Genomic DNA, 21,620 nt, shown 5'->3' on the forward strand with positions numbered 1-21,620 from the left:
TGGATTAACAGGCTCAAAAAGATAGCTATTATAAACGGAAATATCAAGTGTTTATTATTGGATCGGTATTTATATAAAGTTCTTTTAATCAAATTGTTATGTTTGATTCTCCGCTAAAGATTTCCGCCGGTTGCGATATATAATTCCCCGTACCTGGTTTGCTTGTTAACCGGTTAGTTACACATAATTTTGCAACCAGGTAGTTACATAAACCAATTATATGCGTCGTGATGTTTTTCAGGCTATTGCCGACCCCACCCGGCGGGAGATCATTGGCCTGCTGGCCAATAAAACCCTTACCTTAAACGGGGTGGCTGAGAACTTTGAAATAAGCAGACCCGCTATTTCAAAACACATAAAAATATTGACGGAGTGTGGCCTGGTTGTGATTAAACAACAGGGACGGGAACGCTTTTGTGCGGTTGATTTTAACCGGTTGAAAGAGGTAGCGGAGTGGGTAACGCAGTATCACCGGTTCTGGAATGAGAAGCTGGATGCGTTGGGGAGTTTTTTGGAAGGGGAGTGATTTCTTCAGTTGACCAGTTAACCAGTTGACGAGTTAACCAGTTGACTGTTTCACGACAGATTGCCGCGTCGAGGCCCTTTGCCCTCTGCCTTTTGCCCTTTGCCTGGTTCTGAATAAACAAAAAGCCCCAACAGTACTGTCAGGGCTTTTATATTTTACAGAGATTGTAATCTACTAGTGATGATGATGCTGATGTTTTTCCGCTTCTTTAGAAAACTCTTCTGCCGTTACGGGCTTTTCAGTAGCGTTTACTTTTGTTTCAATCAGGTCAAACACCTTTTCAGTTTGAATACGATGGTAAGCATCTTCAACAAACTTACGGTCTTTCATCATGCGGGTGATGTATTCTGCGATCCAGGGTTGCTCTTCATCCTGCATGCCCATACCCATGTAACCGAATAACTGTTGTTTGGCAAAAGCTTCGATGTCTTCGTTCTTAACCTCGATGTTGTTTTCCTGCACCAGTTGATCGGTGATCAACGTCCATTTAAGCTGATTAACAAACGTAGGGAATTCGTGTTCTACTTCTTCCTGTGTTTTGGGTTGTTCGCCACCGGTTTGCATCCAGCGTTTCAGGAACGATTCGGGGAACTCGATCTTGGTATGGTCTAGCAGCACGTGGTAGATCTCGTGCTGTAAATGATTTTTCGTTTGTTTATCCCAGTAGCCTTGAATTTCCTCTTTTATTTCATTGCGGAATTCTGCTTCAGTTTTGATCTCTTTTTTGGGATAAACAGCTTTGAAAGTTTCTTCATTCAATGCTGCTTTTTCAACCAGGCCAACTTTGGTGATGGTTACGTTGAAGAATTTAGCAGCAGCTGCTTCGTCGTGTTTGTCGAGGCCGAGGTCGCTCAGTACCCATTCTCTTTCTTTTTCGTCGAAGGCTTTATTTAACTGAATGTTGAACACATCGTCTTTTTTCTTACCGGTAAGGGTGCTGCGTACAGGCTCAGCAAAGTATTTTACCAGGAAAGAATTGTCTTTAACAACACCACCTTCAATAACATTACCGTTAGCATCGGTTTCGGTGAAGGTTACATTCAGTACGTTTTCGTCTTCAGAAACTGCATCGCGGTCAACCAGTTTACCATGACGCACCTGTAAGCGGTTCACCTCTTCATTGATCATGTCTTCGGTTACCGTTACTTTGTTACGGGTCATTTTTTCTTTAGACAGGTCAGCTAACTGGAATGCAGGTTTTAACCCTACTTCAAAATCAAACACATACTCGGTGGGGTTATTCATGTCTAATTTCGGCGCTTCCTCTGTAGCAAGCGGTAAAGGCTGGGCGAAGATCTCCAGCTTCTCGTTTTGCATGTAGTTGCCGAGTTCTTTCTCAACAGTTCTGATAACCTCATCAGCAAATACTGACTGGCCATGCATTTTTTTAATCATGCCAGTAGGTACCATGCCTTTGCGGAAACCTGGTATATTGGCTTGTTTACTATAGTTTTTAAGTGCTTTTTCAAATGAAGGCAGATAATCTGCACCGGCTACTTTAATGGTAATTTTATCATTCAGCAGTCCGATATTCTCTCTGGTAACTGTTGCCATACGTTTTTTAAATTGGGTTGCAAAGGTAAGGCAAACGATGAAATCGGTCAAAACGAATAGGGATGTATATTGCCAGTTAACCTTTATCCTGCAAAATTAGCAGGGGAACATGGGTTTCGTAGGCCATTGCGGTGGTATGATTTTTCGAAAAAACCCTTTCCAGGAAGGTATGTTTATGGGCTACCATCACCAGCAATTCGCTGGAATATTGTTGTAAATATTTACTAATTGCCTGATTAACAGCTGGTTCTTCAAGGGTCACGTATTCATGGTCATATCCCTCAAAAATAATTTCGGTGCTTTTTTTGCCGGCTCGCTCGTGCTCGGCATTGCCGCCATGATTTTGTCGAATAAATAAAATATGTGTTTTGGCCCCAAAGGCGCGGGCCAGCTCTAACAGCGGATTAAACAGGTGGATGCTGGTTTTGTAGGTAAAATCGCTGGCATATGTAATATGTTTTATCGGGGTATAGCTGGCATTGTGCGGTACCACCAATACGGGTGTTTTTACTTTTCGGGAAACGTTGGTAGTGGTGCTGCCAATGATCTTATCAAGTCCACCGGCGCCCTTCATCCCCATTATAATAAGGCCAAACTCTTTTTCTTTGGTGAGGGCTTTTATTTCGTCGGAGGCAATGCCGATGCGTACCAGCCATTCTACCTCCAGTCCGTAATTGTCATGTATCCAGTCTGCCTCCTTTTTTATTTGGTCCTCGTTTTCTTTTTGCAGGGTATCAACCGTAACCATGGCATATGGCACCTCGCTAATAGGCGTGGGGAGCATATAGGCATGGAAAAGGAGTAATCTGGTATGTAATAATTTGGCCAGTTCGGCAGCAAAAACAGCTGCATTGCGGGATGCGGGTGAAAAATCTACCGCCAAAAGGATGGTATTCATAACTAAATGATTATGGCCCTATAAAGTTAACAAGTTTGGATATGTAATAACTAATAAACATCAGGGAGGTAAATGATGTTAATTATGAAGAAAATGGGGAATAAAAAAGGGCCACCTTTACAGATGACCCACTTTAAGGGCGGTGCGCATGGAGGGACTCGAACCCCCATACCTCGCGGCATCAGATCCTAAGTCTGACGTGTCTACCAATTTCACCACATGCGCTTTTTTTAGTAATAAGTTCGATGTTTAAAGTTTTAAGTTTGACCCTGCCTGAAATAGTCGGAAATCAGGAGTTGAGGACAATAACTTAAAACTTAGAACTTAAAACCCCCGAACTGTTTTGGGGTTGCAAACATAGGGCATTTTTACGTAAATTCGTTAACTATGGATTCTGTTGCCGTGATACCGAAATATAATTTGAATGAAGAGCAGGAAAAAAAGCTAATACTCCGTGAATACCGGGCCCTGTTACGCGTTTTGAAACCCAAATTAAAACCGGGTGATAAAGAATTACTGCGCCGCGCATTCGAAATGGCCGCTGAAGCGCATAAAACCATGCGTCGAAAGAGCGGTGAACCCTATATTCTTCACCCGCTGGCCGTTGCCCGCATAGGCATTGAGGAGATTGGCCTGGGTGTACGTTCTACTATTTGTTCGCTTTTACACGATACCGTTGAAGATACCGATGTTACCCTGGAAGATATTGAACGGGAATTCGGCACCGAAATAGCCCGTATCGTTGATGGATTGACGAAGATCTCTAATATTATTGACGTCAATGCCTCGGCGCAGGCGGAGAATTTCAAAAAGATCTTACTTACGCTTACTGATGATCCCCGCGTTATTCTTATTAAACTGGCCGACCGGCTGCACAACATGCGTACGCTCGACAGTATGAAGCGGGAAAAGCAGTTAAAGATAGCTTCCGAAACAGTGTATGTATATGCGCCGCTTTCGCACCGCATGGGTTTGTATAATATTAAGACAGAGCTGGAAGACCTGGCGATGAAATACCTGGAACCGGAAGCCTATAAAGAAATAGCCCGTAAACTGGCCGAAACCAAACGGGAACGTTCGCGCTATATTAATGAGTTCATAAAGCCAATCAAGGAAAAACTAGATAAAACCGGCTATCAGTTTGAAATATACGGCCGGCCCAAAAGCATTCACTCCATCTGGAACAAGATGAAAAAGAAAGGAGTGGCTTTTGAGGAAGTGTACGACCTGTTTGCCATCCGGGTTATTTTGGATATTGCCCTGGAACAGGAAAAAGAAGGCTGCTGGAAAATATATTCTGTAATTACCGACGAATACACGCCCAGCCCCGAACGCTTGCGCGACTGGCTCAGCAATCCCAAATCGAACGGGTACGAAGCCCTGCATACTACGGTGATGGGGCCGCAGGGGAAATGGGTGGAGATCCAGGTGCGTACCCGGCGGATGAATGAGATTGCCGAGAAAGGGTTGGCCGCCCACTGGAAGTATAAGGAAGGTACGGCTGATGAAAGCCGCTTCGATAAGTGGTTCCAGCAAATACGCGAAGTGCTCAATAATCAGGACAGCGATTCCATCGATTTTCTGCACGACTTCAAGACCAGCTTCCTGGCTGAGGAAATATATGTTTACACGCCCAAGGGCGATGTAAAAATGCTACCGGTTGATAGTACGGCCCTTGACTTTGCCTTTGCCATCCACAGCGCGGTAGGCTCGCAATGTATTGGCGCCAAAATAAACCATAAGCTGGTGCCGCTCAGCCATAAGCTGCGCAGTGGCGACCAGGTGGAGATCATTACCTCCAGCAAACAAAAGCCTAACGAAGACTGGCTGGGTATTGTGGTTACCGCCAAGGCGAAGAGCAAGATCAAAGACGCGTTAAAAGATGAAAAAAGAAAGGTGGCCGATGAAGGCAAGTATGTATTGCAGCGCAAGCTGGAGAATATGGGCGCAGCCTTCAATCAGCATAATGTAGATGTACTGGCTTCTTTTTACAAGTTGCCTTCACCGCTCGATCTGTATTACCAGATCTCTGTAAAATCCATTGACCTGAAGGAGCTTAGCGAATTTCATGTGCTGGGCGATAAACTGGAACCGCCTAAACCTATTCGGCCCGAAATAAAGCCCGATCCTATACATACGATGCCCAAAAAAGATGCTGAGCTCATCATCTTTGGCGAAAGCAGCGACAAGATCATGTATACCCTGGCTAATTGTTGTAAACCTATCCCCGGAGATGATGTGTTTGGATTTGTGAGTACCGGCAAGGGGTTAACCATACACCGCACCAATTGCCCCAATGCGGCCCGTTTGCTGGCCAATTACGGGCACCGGGTTGTAAAAACAAAATGGGCTAAAAATAAAGAGATCTCATTCCTTACGGGTTTAAAGATAGTAGGGCTGGATGATGTGGGTGTCATTCATAAGATCACCAATCTGATTTCGGGCGAAATGAAGATCAATATCAACGCCATGACCATTGAGGCCCGGGAAGGTTTGTTCCACGGGAATATCAGGGTGTATGTGCATGATAAAGAAGAACTGGATGATTTGGTAAACAGCCTGAAGAAACTGCCTGGTATTGAAACAGTTGACAGATACGATACGGAACAACAATAAAAGACATATCTGATTGGAAGATGTAGAGATTTTGTGATTTTTCAATCCCGGAACCATTAATTTTTAAAAAATCTCAAAATCGCGAAAACTCAAAATGTCTTGGTGTTTTAACCTATTTTTGCCCCCGTTTGCTACAAATTATTCAAATATTTAATAATGGTTGATGTTTTATTAGGTCTTCAATGGGGCGATGAAGGCAAAGGCAAGATCGTGGACTATTTTGCGCCCAATTATGATGTTATTGCCCGCTTTCAGGGAGGTCCCAATGCAGGCCATACGTTATATGTAAACGAAAAAAAAGTTGTTCTCCATCAAATTCCTTCCGGTATTTTTCATGAGAATACAGTTAACCTGATTGGTAACGGGGTTGTATTAGACCCGGTTACTTTAAAAAGGGAGTGCGAAACTGTGAAAGCGTTTGGCATTGACTACCGGAAAAATTTATTTATTTCAGAAAGAACGCATTTGATATTGCCAACGCACCGTGCATTGGATAAAGCGTCTGAATTATCAAAAGGAAATGATAAGATCGGTTCTACCCTGAAAGGGATCGGACCTGCTTACATGGACAAAACCGGACGTAACGGTTTGCGCGTAGGCGATCTGTTAGATAAAAGTTTCACCACTCAATATATTCGTCTTCGCCTGAAGCACCAGAAGATGCTCGACAGCCTCAATTTCCATGAGGATATTACGGCCTGGGAAGAGGAGTTCTTCGAAGCGCTTGAATTTATGAAAGAATTCAAGATCGTTAATGGCGAATACTTCATCAATGAGAAGATCAGCCAGGGCAAAAAAGTTTTAGCCGAAGGTGCACAAGGAAGTATGCTCGATGTTGATTTTGGAACATTTCCTTTTGTAACTTCATCAAACACTATTTCAGCCGGCGTATGTACCGGTTTAGGTGTAGCGCCCCAAAAAATAAAGGATGTAATAGGCGTAACGAAAGCTTATTGTACACGCGTGGGCAGCGGGCCTTTCCCAACCGAATTGCATGATGAAACCGGAGAAGAACTGCGCCGTATTGGTAACGAATTTGGCGCAACTACGGGTCGCCCCAGACGTTGTGGCTGGATTGACCTGGTAGCACTGAATTTTGCCTGCATGATAAACGGGGTAACAAAACTGGTTATGACAAAAGCAGACGTGCTGGATGCTTTTGATGAGTTAAAAGTATGTACCTCTTACATGGTTAATGGTAAGAGTTCTAAGGAGATCCCTTTCCAAATGACACGCGTATCAATTACCCCTGAACTGAAAAGCTTTAAGGGCTGGAAGACAGCAACTGACAAATTTAGAACGTCAGGTGAACTGCCAGGCACCATGAAAGAATATGTATCATTTATTAATTCATATTTAGGGGTGAATATTAATTATATTTCCAATGGTCCGGGACGTGAACAATTGATAGAAATTCAGTAGTTTTCACTTCGGATTTTTTGAGACAAAAAATATTCTAAAAAAATTGGCGAATTAAAAAATTCGCTGAAATTTTACACCACAATCTTACCAGACAATGGCAGCAAAATCTGACAAGGAAAAAAAGACCGGCGGAGACTCTGCACCAAAGTCTTCTAAAGAAACTCCGAAAAAAGCCTCATCAAAACCTAAGAAAGAAGAAGATGAGGATGATGAAGACTTGGAAGATGAAGAGTTAGACACGCCGAAGGCCGCTAAGAAAGGCGGTAAAGCTTCTTCTAAGAAATCTGATGAAGAGGGTGACGAAGAGGACGATGATGTGGATCTTGATGAGGAAGTGGATGATTGGGACAAACCCGAAGAAGACGAAGACTGGGATCCCGACTTCGAAGAATTTGATTTACCCAAATCAAAAGGAAAGAAAGCCAGCAGTGGCACTGGAAGCGGCGGCAGCAGCGCAGGTAAAAAAGGCAAAGGGGGTGACGACGATGACCTGGGCGTTGATGACGAGTTCAAAGATCTTGACCTCTTCAACGACCGCGGCTTCGACGACGACGAGGAGGACTTTTAGTGGTTACTTCTTTTACTGCTCACCCTGTTTCTACAGTGCGCAGACAATTTATATCATTTCCCGTCGCTGATTTTCAGCGAACCAAATTACAAATGTTGAGCTGGGTTAACCAGTTCAACATTTCTTGTTTTCTCGACAACCAGCATTACCATTTACCGCATCATAGTTTTGAATGTATGGCTGCGGCAGGGGCGGTACAAACCCTTGCAACCGCGGCTGGTACTGCATTTGAACAATTGAAGCAATTGTATGAACAACACGGGGACTGGTTGTTTGGTCATTTTAGTTATGACCTGAAAAATGAAACGGAAGGCCTGGCGAGTAACAATGCCGACCACATCGGTTTCCCCGACCTGTGTTTTTTTATTCCTGAAGTAATACTGCAATTAAGCGAACGTGAATTGCTGATAGGCACGTTTGGCAACCGGCACGAAACTGTTTTTCATGAAATATGTGCGGTTGAGCCAGCCCGTGAACCCGCTCAGCCGCTTGCCACGCCCATCAATAGCCGTATATCCAAAGCGGATTACATTACCACTATTCAGCAATTGCAGCAGCATATTCTGCGGGGCGATTGTTATGAGATCAATTTCTGCCAGGAGTTTTTTGCCGAAAAAGTGACCATCGATCCGTTGCAGGTATATAATTCCCTGAGCAATACCTCGCCCAATCCCTTTGCGGCGTATTATAAAACCGGGCAGCAATATTTATTATGCGCCAGCCCCGAACGTTACCTGAAAAAAGAAGGGGATCGCATTTATTCCCAACCCATAAAAGGCACGTCAAAACGCAACCTCAACGATGCGGGTGATGATGTAAGAAATAAAGAACAGTTGTACAACAGCCCCAAAGACCGTTCAGAGAATGTGATGATCGTTGACCTGGTGCGTAACGATCTGTCGAAGATCTGTGAGGAAGCCACCGTGCAGGTGGATGAGTTGTTTGGCATCTACAGTTTCCCACAGGTACATCAAATGATCTCTACCGTTAGCGGACTGTTGCGTAGCGACATTCATTTTATAGATGCGATAAAGGCTACCTTCCCCATGGGTTCCATGACGGGCGCGCCTAAAAAGCGGGTAATGGAACTGATTGAGCAATACGAACAAATCCGGCGCGGCATCTTCTCCGGCGCCGTAGGATATATTACCCCCGAAGGTGATTTTGATTTCAATGTGGTCATCAGGAGTATTATGTATAATGCGGCTGATAAATATCTTTCCTTTCAGGCAGGTTCTGCCATTACCTTTTACAGCGATCCTGAAAAAGAATATGAAGAATGTTTATTAAAGGCGGCTGCTATAAAGAAAGTGTTAGGCTCTTAAGGTGGGTCATCCGCCAGCTGGCGGATGGCTCACCTTAAAGAAAAAGCCACCCGGTTGGATGGCTTTCTATAAAGTTACCAGAGGGTGAGTCACCCTTGGAGGGTGGCCCACCCTGAAAAAGTTATTTACCTACTGTAGCTCCGCTCAACATCATCTGCACACTCTCATTCAGAATAATATATTTATTAGCGATGAACAGGTCCATTTTATCGGCTGGCAATTTCAGCTCATAGGCATTGTCATTGCTGCCCATAATGACGTCAAAATCGGGGTTGTACCGGTTAAAGTCGCTCTGGTCCATCATAATATTCTTTAAAATGGCGGGGGAGTAGTATTTACCAGACACCTCCATGCTTTTGGCATTTGACAGCTCGCTGGTGGAAAGTTTGCGGCTGAGCAGGTGCGTTGCGGTAACCCCTATTTGTTCGGTAACTTCTGCTTTGGTAAGCGTGGTTACGCTGCCCTGGCCTTCAAATATATAATGGGTGCCAATGAATTTCTTTACGTGCATCCGGGTTTCGGCCGGTAAATAGTATTGCAGTTTCCAGAAATTACGGCTGCCCTGGCTCTTTTTAATAGCCGCGTATACGTTGGCCGGTCCGCCGTTGTAAGCGGCAATAACCAGTAACCAGTCGCCAAATTCTCTGTATAGGTCGCGCAGGTATAAAGCGGCCGCATGCGTGCTTTTAGTATAGCTTTTACGCTCGTCAATACCACGGCCAACCTTCAGGCCCAGTAAGCGTGCGGTTTCAGGCATTAGCTGCCAGGGGCCCACAGCGCCTGCCCAGGAGGTGGCGGTTGACTTTAATTCTGATTCAATTACACAGAGGTATTTTAATTCTGAAGGAAGGCCATATTTCTGCAATATGCCATCTATCACATTAAAATAAGGTTTGGCCCAACTCTTCATTTTACGAAGGTCATCGCCATTTTTTTCCATGTAATCCTGCACAAATTGAATAGCGCGGGGGTTTAAACGAATGCCATTGGCGGAATTGTAACCCAGCTCGAAAGCGTGCGTTAACTCATCTTCCTTGGGATCAGTAGAGTCATTGGCAATTTTTCCGGGGAATTCGAACTGTTGCGAAAGCACAACTTTGTTCAGCTTTTCATTACCATTAAAAGGTGTAATTGCTATCCCGTTATCATTACTGTATGCCATGCACAACCATCCCAGGCCTAAACAACCCGAAATAAAAAGTTTTCGTTTCATTTTCGTTAGTTAAAAACTAAAAAATGATCGACCCGGCGGTATGGATTGAGATATGTTCTACACAGGATGAACGGATGAGAGTTTTCTTAGGATTCTTTGGAGTAACAGAACAGATTTAGCGCCGGGGGTCGAAGGGGTTTAGGCTTTTCATTTAGCCGGCATGTCTGAACTGTTGCATCCACTGTTGGGATAGCTGGAGCAAATATAACTCGGAAAATTGGTTCGTCATAATCTGCAACCCATAAGGCATGCCATTACTGTGCCAAAAGAGCGGGATAGAGATGGTGGGAATACCGGTGAGGTTCGAAAATACTGTAAAAATGTCAGCCAGGTACATGGAAATGGGGTCTTCCGTCTTTTCGCCAATGGTAAAGGCGGTAGACGGGGCGGTAGGCAGAAGGATCGCATCGAACCGGCTGAAGATCAGGTTGATCTTTTTAACCAACAGTTTGCGTACCTGCTGTGCTTTCGTAAAATACGCATCGTAATAACCCGCGCTTAACACGAAGGTTCCCAGCATGATACGTCGTTTTACCTCCCAGCCAAAACCTTCTGACCGGGTGGCACAATAAAATTCTGTTAAAGAGATATTTTTTTCAACATTGCGGTGTCCATACTTCACTCCATCGTACCTGGAGAGGTTGGAGGAGGCTTCCGCAGTGGTTAAAATATAATAGGCGGGAACAATGAAATCGAGGTATTCGAAGTCAACAGGCTCTACGGTATGGCCGTCGGCCTGCAGCTTTTTAGTGAACTCCAGAATGGAATCACGGATCTCTTTATCAAGGGCCGGGCTTTCCAGAGCTTCCTTGAAATAAGCGATCCTGAGCGGTTTGGAAGGCAAGGGGGTAAGATCGCTGTACGCATCCACCGGTTGCTGCGCGCCCGTGCTATCGAAATCATCGGGGCCTGCAATTACTTCCAGCACTTGTGCTACATCCGGAACATTGTTGGCGAAAATGCCTATCTGATCGAAAGAAGAGGCGTAGGCTATAAGCCCGTGACGGGAAATGCGGCCGTAGGTAGGTTTAAGTCCTACCACGCCACAGAAATCTGCTGGTTGGCGAACGGAGCCACCAGTATCGCTTCCCAGGCTTACCATACACTGGCTGGCCTGAACAGCTACGGCAGAACCGCCTGAAGAACCACCGGGCACCCTGGTTTCGTCCAGGGCGTTGAGCACCTTACCGTACGATGAGTTTTCATTGGTTGAACCCATGGCAAACTCATCGCAGTTGGTGGACCCTATTATAATGGCTTCTTCGGCCAGTAATCTTTCAACAGCAGTGGCATTAAAAACGGGCTTGAACCCTTCAAGGATCTTTGACGCGGCGGTAAGCGGGTGATCTTTATAGGCAATTACATCTTTCAGTGCTATTACCACACCGTGTAATTTACCTGTGGGCTTACCGGCTTTGCGGCTGGCATCCAGTTCAGCCGCCCGTTTCAGTGCTTCCTCTGCATAAATATACACATACGCATTCAGGTGCCTGCGGGCTTCAATTTGCTGCAGGTAGTGTTGAACCGCCTCTACACACGTTGCCGTGCCAGAAAGCAGGTCCTGGTGATATTGCGTTATTGAGTGATACTTAAACAAAGGTTGTTACCGGGTTCGATAAAACAAATCGGTTACAGAATAAATTATGTGAGTCTGGACTAGTGAGCTGAAGTTGTAGAGGAGGCTTGTTTTGTGTCCTTCTCGTTAATGCCGTCTTCAATTTCTTTCTTCACATTGTTCTTAGCATCGTTAAACTCCCGGATACCACGGCCAATACCGCGCATGAACTCAGGAATTTTACGTCCACCAAACAGCACCAACACTGCCAGTACAATCAACAACCACTCGCTACCACCAGGCATTGAGATGAACAACAGGTTTACATTACTCAGTAACATGATAAACTTTTTAATTAGTTAGGAAACAAAATTACGCCCTTTTGGAAAGTAAAACGCATAAAAGTCGTGCAAATTACATGATACTAAGGGGAAAACCACCTTTTTGCTACCGGTTAACAAAGTATGATAGCTATTAATAAAAAGAAAAAGCGTTCTCCCAGCTGAACCGGGAGAACGCTTTTAACTATTTTATGTACAAGTGGTTATTTAGCCACTACAGCTGTGTTCATGCGTTTCTCTTTAATACGAGCGCTCTTACCACTGCGTTCGCGCAGATAGAAAAGCTTAGCACGGCGAACACGACCTGTTTTATTCAACTCAATAGAATCAATATTGGGTGAAAAAATAGGGAATGTTCTTTCAACACCTATACTATCGGAGATTTTACGTACAGTAAATGTAGCAGTACCACCTTGTCCCTGGCGTTTGATAACATCGCCACGAAAGCTCTGGATACGCTCTTTACCACCTTCGATAATTTTATAGTTCACAGTTATATTGTCACCCGCTTTAAACTTCGGGAACTCTTTTTTACCTGTCAACTGCTCATGTACAAATTGAACTGCTGCATTCATGACGTTAAAATTTGGGGAGGCAAAGGTAATTAAAAAATCGAATTTATCATTTTTAATTTCCTAAAACCCCCGATTTTCCTGGAATATTTCTTACTTGGCTACGTTTACGGCTCTTTTCTCCCTGATCACGGTAACTTTAATCTGTCCCGGAAAGGTCATTTCGGTCTGGATCTTCTGGGCGATGTCGAAACTCAGTTTGTCTGAATCGTTATCGGTCACTTTCTCTGCTTCTACAATTACCCGTAATTCGCGACCGGCCTGAATAGCGTAGGCCTTTTCAACCCCCTGGTAGCTCAGTGCCAGATTTTCCAGGTCTTTGATACGTTGCAGGTATTGCTGCATGATCTCTCTGCGTGCACCAGGGCGGGCGCCGCTGATGGCATCACAGGCCTGTACAATAGGGGAGATCACATATTGCATTTCCATTTCATCGTGGTGGGCGCCGATGGCATTCACCACGGCCGGGTTCTCACCATATTTTTCGGCCAATTTGGCTCCCAGCAGGGCATGGCTCAGTTCAGACTCCTCATCGGGCACTTTACCAATATCGTGTAACAGACCGGCGCGTTTGGCCAGTTTAGGGTTCAAACCAAGTTCAGCAGCCATAATACCACACAGGTTGGCTACTTCGCGGCTGTGCATCAACAGGTTTTGACCGTATGAAGAACGGAAACGCATTTTACCTACGATACGAACCAGCTCTTTATGTAAACCGTGGATACCTAATTCAATTACCGTACGTTCGCCAATTTCAATCACCTGCTCCTCAATCTGGCGGCGGGTTTTTTCCACCACTTCCTCAATGCGGGCCGGGTGAATGCGACCGTCGGCTACCAGTCTTTGCAAGCTCAGGCGGGCGATTTCGCGGCGTAGGGGATCGAAGGAAGAAAGGATGATGGCTTCCGGCGTATCGTCAACGATCAGGTCAACACCGGTAGCGGCTTCAATAGCCCTGATGTTACGGCCTTCGCGACCAATGATCTGGCCTTTTATTTCATCGCTTTCGAGGTTGAATACCGTGATGGAGTTTTCGATAGCCTGCTCAGCGGCGGTACGCTGAATGGTTTGAATGATGATCTTGCGGGCTTCTTTGTTGGCCTTTTGACGGGCATCGTCAACAATTTCTTGCTGCAGGGCCAGGGCCTGGGTGTGGGCTTCCTGTTTTAAACTCTCAACTAATTGTTTCTTAGCTTCTTCTGCCGTTAAACCGGCAATCTTTTCAAGGCGGCGAATGTGTTCTTCCTGGTGTTTTTCCAGCTCGGTACGCTTCAGGCTTACTACTTCTATCTGGCGGTTCAGGTTTTCTTTTATTGCTTCGTTTTCCTTGATCTGTTTATCGAGCTGGTCGTTTTTTGCATTGATGCCCTGTTCTTTCTGACGGGCCCGGTTCTCACTTTCTCCCAGTTTGCGGTTGCGCTCTGTTACTTCTTTATCGTATTCGCTCCGCAGTGCCAGGAATTTCTCCTTGGCTTCGAGCTGTTTTTGTTGTTTAATGGTTTCTGCATTCGTTTGTGCGTCGGCAACAATTTTGCGGGCCTGACTTTCGGCCTCTTCGATTTTTAGTCTGGTGTTTTTGGCAAAAAGGGCTTTCCCCAGGCCAATTCCTGCGCCCAGTGCCAAAATACCTACTATTATAGTGGTTAACATACCTTGATCCATTGTGTTTTACATGTTTAAAGAATTCGGCATTATCTCTCCCTCTCTACATTTGGCAAGTATACCATAGTGAGACGTGAATGTGCGAAAATACAAAAAAAGAGGCAGCGGCGCTGCAAGCATTTTGAAGTCAGTTATTTGTAAATGGGGGTTATTTGAATTGTGTTTGATGTACGAATAATGGTTATTGGGTTATTGAGTGGGAGTTTGGGGATTTTGAGTTGCGGTTAATAGGTTATTAAGTTATTAGGTCCTTTAAATCAATAACTTACAAACACTTACGAACTTATCAATCAGCCAACATTCTATCCAGCAGCTTCTCAATAGCACCAAGTTGCTCGGCTGTCTGATTATCAACCAATGGCTGGCTATCGCCGGCTTTTTGCTGGGTCGCGTACCATAACACTACCATGGCAACGTAGTCCTGCATATCCTTGCCGGCAAAATTGGTTTTGAACTCAATAATTTTATCGTTGATGAGCTTAAGGGTTTTGCGAACCACTTCTTCATCGTTAGGTTCAATCTTAATGCGGTAAGTACGATCGCCGATTAAAACATTTATGGGAATTAATTCTTCCATGAGCTTGCAATTTTGAAAAGCTTGTTTTACATTTATCCACACACAATTCACAGGACTACCTCGGGCTACAATTGGATCGTTTTGGATGGTTTAATGCAAATTTTCGTATTCTATGATTTCTCACCAAAACCAACCGATTAACATGTTCGCTAAAATCAGGTCGAACACCTTCATCGACGCGCTTACGCTGGAGTTGATGGCACCTATACAATCCAGCCTTAAAGCCATATTACGCGATGAACGTGGTTACGAATGTAGCCGTCTCGAAACCAACATACCTCAAGGCGATAAAACAGTTACCTGGAAAGGGTTGAACGATCTGCCGTATGGCGTTTATACCCTTGAGCTTTCCCAGGGGGATGATGAAATGAAAATGCGACTGGTAAAACGGATTTGAACGCGCTTACTCGCTTAGTAATGCAATACACCGGTCAATTTCCCGGATGTAGCGGTTGATCCTTTTTTCTACCTCTTTCTTCTCGCCGTCATTCAACTGACCGGTAACGGTTTGTAGTGCCGTCATTTTCATTTCCAGTTCGTCAATACGTATTAACCGGGCTTTTTCTTTATCGCGCAACGTAACCACCTCTCTGCTCAATTGATCATGTTCTTTTTGCAGCAGTTGATAACTATGTACCACCTGCTGCAATTTATCAGTGATCCGTTTCAGTTGTTCCTGTAATCCCTCCATTGAACAAATTTTTGCCTGGTTATAACTTCGCAGGTCCCGATCATTTTCTGATCTCTGCCTGCAGGTTCGTTTCCAGGGCATTCATAATTTTATTCATCATACCGTCAATATCTTTATCGGTGGGGGTTTTTTCCTCATCGAGGAAAGTAAAGCTTACTGCAAGGGATTTTTTATCGGCCCCGAGTTTTTCACTTTCAAAAATATCGAACAGTTGTATCGACTGTAATTTGTCGAGTTTCACCTTTTTTACAGTGTTTTCAACGTCTGCAAAGGGAAGGGATTTGGGCACTACCATTGCCAGGTCGCGGCGCACGGGCAGCTGGCGTGGTAATTCTTTTGCTTTTATAGAGTTGGCGGAAATATACTTCAACATCAGTTCGAAATCCAGGTCGGCATAGAACACCGGTTGCTTAATATCGAACCGCTTTAATTCCTGGGCTGTAACCTGGCCAAGTGTTGCAATAACATCTTTATTTATGGTCACCTGCTGGGTGTTTGCCAGGTTGTTTTCAGCAGGTACGGGGGCAAAGGTTGCTTTAGAGATCCCAGTCAATTGCAATATTCGAGCCACAACGCCTTTTAAATAAAAGATATCTGAGGCTGTTCCTTTACCCTTCCAGGCATCATCCTGTACCTGGCCGGTGATGTATAAACATACATGTTCACGTTCGCTATACTTGCCGGGGCCTTGTGTGCTGTAGGTTTTACCGAATTCAAAGAAGCGAAGATCATTGTTTTTTCGGTTCAGGTTATGCGCAATTGCTTCCAGTCCGGTTTGCAGCATGGAGGGGCGCATAATGTTATGATCGGCGCTCAGGTTGTTCAACAATTTTACCGCGGTGCTCAGTTCTGTTTCATCAAAGTAAGCCGCATTGGTAATGGAGTTGGTGAATATTTCATTAAAGCCCAAACCAACCAGGTAGTCGGAGGTTTTTTCGCGATAAATATGTTTGCTGCGATTGGGTTCAACCGAAGGAGAAATGGTAATGGCTTTTGGGATCTCCACATTATCGAGGCCATCGATACGCATGATCTCTTCCACAATATCGGCCGGCAGGTGAATATCGGGTTTGCTGAGGGGCGCTGCTGCCACTACATCCTCTGCACTGTCTTTTACAATATCAAAACCCAGGCTTACCAGGATCTTTTTAACGGCATCTGCAGGATAGCTTTTGCCGCTTAGCTTGCGCAGGAAAGAATATTTCAGTTGAACCTGCGGTTGCTGTACGGGGTTGGGATATACATCTATAATGTCTGAAGCAATTTCACCACCGCCCAGTTCTTTTATTAGCAGGGCAGCGCGCTTCAATACGTTTACGGTATTGCTGATGTCAACATTCTTTTCGAACCGGGTTGCTGCATCGGTACGCAGGCCATGGCGGAAAGATGTTTTACGAATGTCAACCGGGTTGAACCAGGCGCTTTCTAAAAATATATTTTTGGTAGAAGCGGTTACACCGCTCTGTGCGCCGCCGAACACGCCGGCTATACACATGCCTTCACTGTTGCCATTGCAGATCATGAGGTCTTCGGCGCTGAGCTTTCTTTCCTTTTCATCGAGGGTAACAAAGGGTGATCCTTCGGCCAGGTTCTTTACCAGCACTTTTTTGCCGGTGATCTTATCGGCATCAAACGCGTGCAGGGGCTGACCGGTTTCGTGCAGCACAAAATTGGTGATGTCTACTATATTATTGATAGGCCGCTGACCAATGGCGCGCAGTTTATCCTGCAACCACTGCGGACTTTCTTTTACCGTAACACCGGAAATGCTTACACCGCTGTAACGCTTGCAGCCCCTGGTGTTTTCAATGGTCACTGCAATGGGGAGGGACGTATTTTCCACCTTGAAATTGTCAGTGGCCAGTGCTTTTACTTTCAGATCTTTATTATCGTGATAACTTAAATAAGCGCACACATCACGGGCAACACCCCGGTGGCTCATGGCATCCATGCGATTGGGGGTAAGGCCAATTTCATAGATCCAATCTGTATAGATCTTGAAGTAATCAGCGGCGGGGATACCCACTTTTACGTCAGCTGGTAAAACCATAATACCGGCATGGTCCTCGCTCAATCCAATTTCATCTTCGGCACAGATCATTCCATAGCTTTCCACCCCGCGGATCTTGGCAATTTTCATTGTCAGGGGATCGCCTTTTTTTGGGTAGATGGTTGTACCCACGGTTGCCACCACTACTTTTTGACCGGTTGCCACATTGGGAGCGCCGCAAACAATCTGCAGGGGATCGCCCGATCCTATATTTACTTTGGTAACTGTTAATTTATCGGCATTGGGATGTTTTTCGGTGGCCAGCACTTCACCGATCACCAGTCCCTGTAACCCACCTTTCAGGCTTTCATACCGTTCCAGGCTCTCTACTTCCAGTCCTACAGAGGTCAATAATTTACTAAGCCGCTCGGGATCAATGGTTACTGGTAAATAATCGTGCAACCAGTTATAGGAAATAGTCATGAATCAGTCTATGATTTTAATTGTTCAACGATGGCAGCAAAGATACAGGTTGCAGGTTACATGTTACAGGTTTGCCGGTTACCGGTTGCCATTTGCAATTTACCTGGTCTCAGTTTATAGTTAACGTTCAGGGTTTCGGGTTCCAGGTTCATTAGTTATTAAATTCATGAGTTCTTTAGTTCGAAAACTCCGGGCGCGTTGCTCGCCGCCCGCGTGTCGCCGTTGCCGATTTTTGGCACCTCTCTGCAACCTTTCGTCTTTAGGTCATTCTAAGCTATTCTTAAGGTTATCCTAGGTTCATCCCAGGGTTTAAACCCTAGGATAACCCTAGGATAACCTTAGGATGACCTTAAGATGACCTTAAGATGACCCTGGGATGAGAGGTTTCATGAAGGTGGTTAAGACCAGGATATTAGTTGCCAGATTCCAACCAATTGATTGAAAATCAGAGTGTAGAAATAAAAAACAGTGAGAAATAGTAAGTAAGCAGTGAACTCAGGAAGTCAGGACCCGGAAAAGGGCCAATGGAAAAGCAGACATGTAAATTGTAGTAAAAGCGAGCTTAATTCTTACAAACAATAAAACAGAACGGGGGAATTTCGGCGGCGCTTAAAATGCGATGAATGCGACCTGGGCGTTGTTCAATACGGCCATTTTGCAGCTTCATTACCTCCACAGCGTTTGAAAAGCTAATAGCATGGGCTGTGAGCAGGTCATAACATAGCCGTTCATAGTACAGCAGGTGCTGTGCTTCTTTGCTATTCTCTTCAGGCATCATTACTTCATAATGCCGCAACTGGTATACGCGCATGGTCGGTGTTGAAATTAAAGAATCTAATTTACGGTTCTCCGGGTAAATTTAAAATTTGAATCACATCTTTTTATTTGACGTTACCCGAATTCTATTCCTTGTCGTATATATACGCCAATTCTATGCCATTGGTTCAAAAAATTGCTGGAAAGTGGACGGGTGGCCCTTTGAGGGGTTGATTGATGGCTGAAACAGCTGCAAATAGGCGTTTCCAGCTATCGGCAATCATGAAAACCCTGTATGGATAAGCGTTTTCACCAGAAATATTGCGGAAAATCCCATCCCGCCTGCATCTTACTTACCCGTTCTTACCACCAAATATTCAGGCTATAATTCTTACGCACAGGGTGTGTGAATATCGTTTGAACAAAGGTGGCAAACTTTTGTAAATTGTGTATATATATCCTTGATACTGTGGATAAGTGCCCTATTTTTGTGGGTTCACCTGTGGATTGTTGTTATTAAATATAGAACAGCAATTCTTTTTTCCGGGTATGAGAGGGGTATATATTCGCCGTCCTGACCTTGTGGGGTAACATTGCGTTAACAATGCAGTAATATTCGCATAACAAACCTTATCCATCAACACTAACCCAGAGCGTCATTGGCTGGCAGTAATAATGAGAAGTGGTATCACGCACCAAGACTCACTTCAGCACCTTGAGAAATCCTGTTTGTAATTTTTTTCAAACCAATGGTTAAATTTTTGTAGACCGTTACCGATGGATTTAACGAACCTTAACAACAAAGACCGAAAACAGCGCCGCCGCAGCTCTATTGATCTGAGTACCATGGTGTATGGCAAAGTTCCCCCCCAGGCAAAAGACCTGGAGGAAGCTGTGCTTGGCGCCATCATGCTCGAAAAGAACGCTTTTGACGTAGCCGTGGAAATTTTGAAACCCGAGTGTTTTTATGTAGATGCGCATCAGCGGATTTACAAGGCTATGCAAAGCCTGCAGCAAAAAAGCCAGCCGATAGATATTTTAACGGTGGTGGAAGAACTGCGCAGCAAAGAAGAGTTGGAGATGGTAGGCGGCCCCTATTACGTAACCCGTTTAACGAATTCAGTTGTTTCTTCTGCCAATATAGAGGCGCACTCAAAGATCATTTTACAGAAATTCATTCAACGTGAGCTGATCCGCATCAGTGGTGAAATTATTGGTGACGCGTATGAAGACAGCGCCGATGTATTCGACCTGCTCGATGACGCCGAGGCAAAGCTGTTCGAGATCACCAACAGCCACATGAAGAAGAACTACGACAGCATCGATACCATACTGGTGCAAACCGTACAACGGATTGAAGACATGCGTCACAAAACCGAAGATATTACCGGGGTGCCAAGTGGTTTCCCTTCACTGGATAAAGTGACCTATGGATGGCAGGGTTCGGATCTGATTATCCTGGCTGCCCGTCCTGCCGTGGGTAAAACGGCATTCGCCCTTAACCTGGCCCGTAATGCCGCATTGAGTAGTACCCGTCCAACCCCGATCGTGTTCTTCAGTCTTGAAATGAGCTCGGCGCAGCTGGTTACCCGTATCCTGAGCGCCGAAAGTGAAGTGTGGCTCGAAAAGATCTCGCGCGGTAAGATGGAAGATTATGAAATGAAGCAGCTGTACGCCAAGGGTATTCAAAAACTGGCGCAGGCGCCCATCTTTATCGATGATACAGCTGCCCTGAACGTATTTGAGTTGCGTGCGAAATGCCGCCGCTTAAAGACCAAACACAACATCGGCCTTATCATCATCGACTACTTACAGCTGATGAGCGGCGCCGGTAACGGTAAGAACACCAACCGTGAGCAGGAGATCAGTACCATTTCACGTAACTTAAAAATGCTGGCGAAGGAATTACATGTTCCCATTATTGCCCTGTCGCAGTTAAGCCGTGCGGTTGAAACCCGTAAAGATGGTAACAAGATGCCGCAGTTGAGTGACCTTCGTGAATCGGGCGCCATTGAGCAGGATGCCGACATGGTAATGTTCATTTACCGTCCCGAATACTACGATATTACTTCCAATGAAATGGGAGAAAGCAATAAAGGGGAAACCCACGTGCGGATAGCCAAGCACCGTAACGGTTCGCTGGAAACGATTAAGCTGAGAGCGCAACTGCATATTCAGAAGTTTGTGGAGTTTGAAGGCGATGACTTTAGTGGTTTAGGCATGGGCGGCGGCAGCTGGAAGCCAGTGCCTGATGGCGGTGGTAGTGGTGCAGCCGGTGGTGGCGATGATGGCGCCAAACTGTACATACAGGCCGGAAGCAAAATGAACGATATGCCTTACGGTGAAGACGATGATGCTCCGTTCTAATACAATATTGAACATTCGATATTCGAGATGTAAAGCCTTCCTTCTGGAAGGCTTTTTGTTTAGAGGCTGATTTCGGGAGAATGATTAAATTTGAGTAAAGTCATTGAATATGTCTGTAGCAGAAATAAAAAAGCACCTGTACAAAGCCATTGAAGAAATTGATGATGAGGCTTTTTTACAGGCAGTGTATACTATTATTTCTTCAAGAAAGGAGCAAGGTGTGACATATGAATTATCAGATGAGCAATTGCAGATACTTGAAGAAAGAAGGGAAAAATATATAAAAGGGGAAGGGGGAACGTACACCTGGGAGGAGGTAAAGGACAGAATCAGGAAAAAGAAATGACCTACAAACTGGAGATCAGCGGGGAGGCCGACGAAGATATCTTTGAGGCATATACGAAGACCCAACAAAAAATTTTAAGATGTAGCGTGGTACATAATATGCATTACTTTGCACCAAAGAACCGATAATGAACCTGCCGTTTTTTTATATTCCGGATA

At 44.9% G+C, this 21,620-nt stretch carries 19 protein-coding genes and 1 tRNA gene; 8 read left to right on the forward strand and 12 right to left on the reverse strand.

Translation table 11 applies throughout. From position 1 onward, the window contains the following. The first annotated feature begins 220 nt into the window (after window positions 1-220). Window positions 221-526 carry an ArsR/SmtB family transcription factor gene (locus ACJ751_RS27165; protein WP_407748682.1) on the forward strand — a complete coding sequence of 102 codons (306 nt, stop codon included), beginning with the start codon at window positions 221-223 and terminating at the stop codon, window positions 524-526. Between the two features lie 174 nt (window positions 527-700). Here the strand turns inward: ACJ751_RS27165 and tig are convergent, their stop codons facing one another. The 3 genes from tig to ACJ751_RS27180 form a co-directional block, all read right to left on the reverse strand. Then, on the reverse strand, window positions 701-2,080 hold the full coding sequence (gene tig, locus ACJ751_RS27170; protein WP_407748683.1) for a trigger factor: 1,380 nt from the start codon (window positions 2,078-2,080) through the stop codon (window positions 701-703). Window positions 2,081-2,156: 76 nt separating this feature from the next. Next, window positions 2,157-2,978: a universal stress protein gene (locus ACJ751_RS27175; protein ID WP_407748684.1), complete on the reverse strand. Its 822-nt coding sequence runs from the start codon at window positions 2,976-2,978 to the stop codon at window positions 2,157-2,159. Window positions 2,979-3,121: 143 nt separating this feature from the next. Further along, a tRNA-Leu gene (locus ACJ751_RS27180) sits at window positions 3,122-3,203 on the reverse strand. Window positions 3,204-3,365: 162 nt separating this feature from the next. On the opposite strand from ACJ751_RS27180, the gene ACJ751_RS27185 reads away from it, so the two are divergent. From ACJ751_RS27185 to ACJ751_RS27200, 4 genes are all read left to right on the forward strand, one after another. After that, complete coding sequence (locus tag ACJ751_RS27185) at window positions 3,366-5,594, forward strand: RelA/SpoT family protein (RefSeq protein WP_407748685.1); 2,229 nt, start codon at window positions 3,366-3,368, stop codon at window positions 5,592-5,594. A 156-nt stretch (window positions 5,595-5,750) separates the two neighbouring features. Continuing rightward, entirely contained in the window at window positions 5,751-7,016 is a 1,266-nt protein-coding gene (locus ACJ751_RS27190) for an adenylosuccinate synthase (RefSeq protein ID WP_407748686.1), read from the forward strand. A gap of 94 nt (window positions 7,017-7,110) precedes the next feature. Continuing rightward, complete coding sequence (locus ACJ751_RS27195; protein ID WP_407748687.1) at window positions 7,111-7,584, forward strand: hypothetical protein; 474 nt, start codon at window positions 7,111-7,113, stop codon at window positions 7,582-7,584. A gap of 92 nt (window positions 7,585-7,676) precedes the next feature. Next, window positions 7,677-8,909 carry an anthranilate synthase component I family protein gene (locus ACJ751_RS27200; RefSeq protein WP_407748688.1) on the forward strand — a complete coding sequence of 411 codons (1,233 nt, stop codon included), beginning with the start codon at window positions 7,677-7,679 and terminating at the stop codon, window positions 8,907-8,909. Window positions 8,910-9,030: 121 nt separating this feature from the next. On the opposite strand, the gene ACJ751_RS27205 is transcribed toward ACJ751_RS27200, so the two are convergent. The 6 genes from ACJ751_RS27205 to ACJ751_RS27230 all read right to left on the reverse strand — a co-directional run bounded on the left by ACJ751_RS27205 (window position 9,031) and on the right by ACJ751_RS27230 (window position 14,829). Then, window positions 9,031-10,122 carry a lytic transglycosylase domain-containing protein gene (locus tag ACJ751_RS27205; protein WP_407748689.1) on the reverse strand — a complete coding sequence of 364 codons (1,092 nt, stop codon included), beginning with the start codon at window positions 10,120-10,122 and terminating at the stop codon, window positions 9,031-9,033. Window positions 10,123-10,273: 151 nt separating this feature from the next. Beyond that, complete coding sequence (gene gatA / locus ACJ751_RS27210) at window positions 10,274-11,719, reverse strand: Asp-tRNA(Asn)/Glu-tRNA(Gln) amidotransferase subunit GatA (protein WP_407748690.1); 1,446 nt, start codon at window positions 11,717-11,719, stop codon at window positions 10,274-10,276. A 59-nt stretch (window positions 11,720-11,778) separates the two neighbouring features. Then, a complete protein-coding gene (locus ACJ751_RS27215; protein ID WP_407748691.1) occupies window positions 11,779-12,018 on the reverse strand; it encodes a twin-arginine translocase TatA/TatE family subunit in 240 nt (79 codons plus the stop codon). Between the two features lie 203 nt (window positions 12,019-12,221). Continuing rightward, window positions 12,222-12,593 (reverse strand): 50S ribosomal protein L19, encoded by a 372-nt coding sequence (rplS, locus tag ACJ751_RS27220; RefSeq protein ID WP_407748692.1) that lies wholly within the window; start codon window positions 12,591-12,593, stop codon window positions 12,222-12,224. 90 nt (window positions 12,594-12,683) lie between these two features. Beyond that, window positions 12,684-14,252 (reverse strand): ribonuclease Y, encoded by a 1,569-nt coding sequence (gene rny, locus ACJ751_RS27225; RefSeq protein WP_407748693.1) that lies wholly within the window; start codon window positions 14,250-14,252, stop codon window positions 12,684-12,686. A 286-nt stretch (window positions 14,253-14,538) separates the two neighbouring features. Continuing rightward, entirely contained in the window at window positions 14,539-14,829 is a 291-nt protein-coding gene (locus ACJ751_RS27230) for a cell division protein ZapA (protein WP_407748694.1), read from the reverse strand. A 142-nt stretch (window positions 14,830-14,971) separates the two neighbouring features. Between ACJ751_RS27230 and ACJ751_RS27235 the strand changes: the two genes are divergently transcribed. Next, on the forward strand, window positions 14,972-15,226 hold the full coding sequence (locus ACJ751_RS27235; RefSeq protein ID WP_407748695.1) for a hypothetical protein: 255 nt from the start codon (window positions 14,972-14,974) through the stop codon (window positions 15,224-15,226). Between the two features lie 6 nt (window positions 15,227-15,232). Here ACJ751_RS27235 and ACJ751_RS27240 read toward each other — a convergent pair whose 3' ends face one another. The 3 genes from ACJ751_RS27240 to ACJ751_RS27250 form a co-directional block, all read right to left on the reverse strand. Further along, window positions 15,233-15,520 (reverse strand): hypothetical protein, encoded by a 288-nt coding sequence (locus ACJ751_RS27240; RefSeq protein WP_407748696.1) that lies wholly within the window; start codon window positions 15,518-15,520, stop codon window positions 15,233-15,235. Window positions 15,521-15,560: 40 nt separating this feature from the next. Beyond that, complete coding sequence (gene pheT, locus ACJ751_RS27245) at window positions 15,561-17,993, reverse strand: phenylalanine--tRNA ligase subunit beta (RefSeq protein ID WP_407748697.1); 2,433 nt, start codon at window positions 17,991-17,993, stop codon at window positions 15,561-15,563. Between the two features lie 562 nt (window positions 17,994-18,555). Beyond that, window positions 18,556-18,804, reverse strand: a complete 249-nt coding sequence (locus tag ACJ751_RS27250; protein WP_407748698.1) for a hypothetical protein — start codon at window positions 18,802-18,804, stop codon at window positions 18,556-18,558. 722 nt (window positions 18,805-19,526) lie between these two features. Between ACJ751_RS27250 and dnaB the strand changes: the two genes are divergently transcribed. Continuing rightward, window positions 19,527-21,116 (forward strand): replicative DNA helicase, encoded by a 1,590-nt coding sequence (gene dnaB / locus ACJ751_RS27255; protein ID WP_407748699.1) that lies wholly within the window; start codon window positions 19,527-19,529, stop codon window positions 21,114-21,116. Window positions 21,117-21,225: 109 nt separating this feature from the next. Then, window positions 21,226-21,462 (forward strand): hypothetical protein, encoded by a 237-nt coding sequence (locus tag ACJ751_RS27260; RefSeq protein WP_407748700.1) that lies wholly within the window; start codon window positions 21,226-21,228, stop codon window positions 21,460-21,462. Window positions 21,463-21,620: the final 158 nt, after the last annotated feature.

Origin of the sequence: Niastella sp., assembly GCF_045805085.1 — a bacterium.
Classification (GTDB): domain Bacteria; phylum Bacteroidota; class Bacteroidia; order Chitinophagales; family Chitinophagaceae; genus Niastella.